Origin of the sequence: Paramuribaculum intestinale, from assembly GCF_003024925.1 — a bacterium.
GTDB classification, from domain to species: domain Bacteria; phylum Bacteroidota; class Bacteroidia; order Bacteroidales; family Muribaculaceae; genus Paramuribaculum; species Paramuribaculum intestinale.
This window is the reverse complement of the sequence record NZ_PUED01000328.1, coordinates 1-1,569: the sequence shown is the minus strand read 5'-3', so window position 1 is coordinate 1,569 and position 1,569 is coordinate 1. Positions and strand designations below refer to the sequence as shown.

Here is a 1,569-nt window from a genome sequence, read left to right as displayed (position 1 = left end):
CGCTCACAAATGCGTGGTGTCCGAGACCGCGACTTCTTCATCTTCCGATTGGTCAAACTCTACGCTTAAAAATTTAACACTTCTAATTGCCCAATTTAACATATGCACCGTGCTTTCGGCTTGAGCCCATATCCGACTCTTTTGGTCGTTGCATTGTGCAGGCGTCGACTTTCCTTGTGCGCAAAATTAATAAATAGATCGCCGGGATTATTGGTGACCATTTGGGGAATCTTTAGGAAGAAATATTGTCGTTGTCGTCGGGATTCTACAGTCTGAACGAATATAGACTAAGGTTCGTAGGAGAAAAGAAAAAGCGCTGTGTCAGATGTTGACACAGCGCTTTTGGGTGGTGACTCCTACAGGATTCAAACCTGTAACCTTCTGATCCGTAGTCAGATGCTCTATTCAGTTGAGCTAAGGAGCCATCATTGGGGAGAGGGGAGATGTTGGTGACTCCTACAGGATTCAAACCTGTAACCTTCTGATCCGTAGTCAGATGCTCTATTCAGTTGAGCTAAGGAGCCATCATTGTGCAAATTTCATGAAATCGCTCTCGATCTCGTTTGCGACTGCAAAGTTAATATCTTTTTTGGTAGTGGCCAAATTTTTTTACGACTTTTTTGCTGTTAATAATCTTCGCTGGTCGCAAAGTATTGAGCGTCAGTGTTTGTTGTTTTTTGGCTACTTAGGTTTTGGCGCGGGCTATAGATGCGTCGTTGCTGCTAAATAGCGGTTACGATAAGGAATCTTGTCTTGCAATTGACACAGAAAATGGTTAACTTTGTCAGCATAAGTGGTGATATAGATCGACCCGGCGGGGCAAAATCCGCATTCGGATGCATCTATCCGCGCATCGATGAAGTGATGTGATCATCGTAGTCGAGGCGTTATGCTGTGTCGGGATCGAGTTTGTGTATGACCCACTGTTTACTGATGAGTTTAATAATATCAACAGACTTTTGAAAGTTACTAAATACTTGATGAATAGATTCAGCTTATTCGCGGCCTCGGCAGTGTGTGTCGCTTCAGTCGCAGCCTCGGAACCTGCCGGCCACTTCATAATACTGCACACCAACGATACGCATAGCCGCATTGATCCTGATGCGTCGGGGCGTGGCGGCGTATTGCGTCGTCAGGCGCTTATCGATAGCGTTCGTAATGCGGAAGCCAATGTGTTGCTTGTCGATGCCGGCGATGCCGTGCAGGGCACGCTTTATTATTCGCTCTTCGGGGGCGAAGTGGAGCGCAAGATGATGAATGCTCTCGGCTATGATATCCAGATTCTTGGCAACCATGAGTTTGACAACGGCATGGAGGCTCTGGCGCGGGAGTGGGGGCAGCTGAAGGCATCGCGTCTGACCACCAACTATGATCTGACCGATACGCCTCTCGACTCAATGTTCAAGCCCTACGAGATCCGCACGGTCGGCGACCGGCGGATCGCTTTTATCGCCATAAATATTGATCCGGACGGCATGATATCGGCGTTCAACAGCAGGGGAGTGAAATATCTCGACGGTATAAAGGCGGCCAATGCCACGGCATGGCATCTCAAACACAACGAAAAGG

At 47.8% G+C, this 1,569-nt stretch carries 1 protein-coding gene and 2 tRNA genes; 1 reads left to right on the top strand and 2 read right to left on the bottom strand.

The window, feature by feature from the left end; all coding sequences use genetic code 11:
• Window positions 1-347: 347 nt before the first annotated feature.
• Together C5O24_RS13245 and C5O24_RS13240 are read right to left on the bottom strand one after the other, a co-directional pair.
• Window positions 348-424, bottom strand: a tRNA-Arg gene (locus C5O24_RS13245).
• A gap of 23 nt (window positions 425-447) precedes the next feature.
• Window positions 448-524, bottom strand: a tRNA-Arg gene (locus tag C5O24_RS13240).
• Between the two features lie 456 nt (window positions 525-980).
• Here C5O24_RS13240 and C5O24_RS13235 point away from each other — a divergent pair.
• Window positions 981-1,569 (top strand): metallophosphoesterase (locus C5O24_RS13235; protein ID WP_205961134.1); only part of this gene is annotated, 589 nt, incomplete at its 3' end.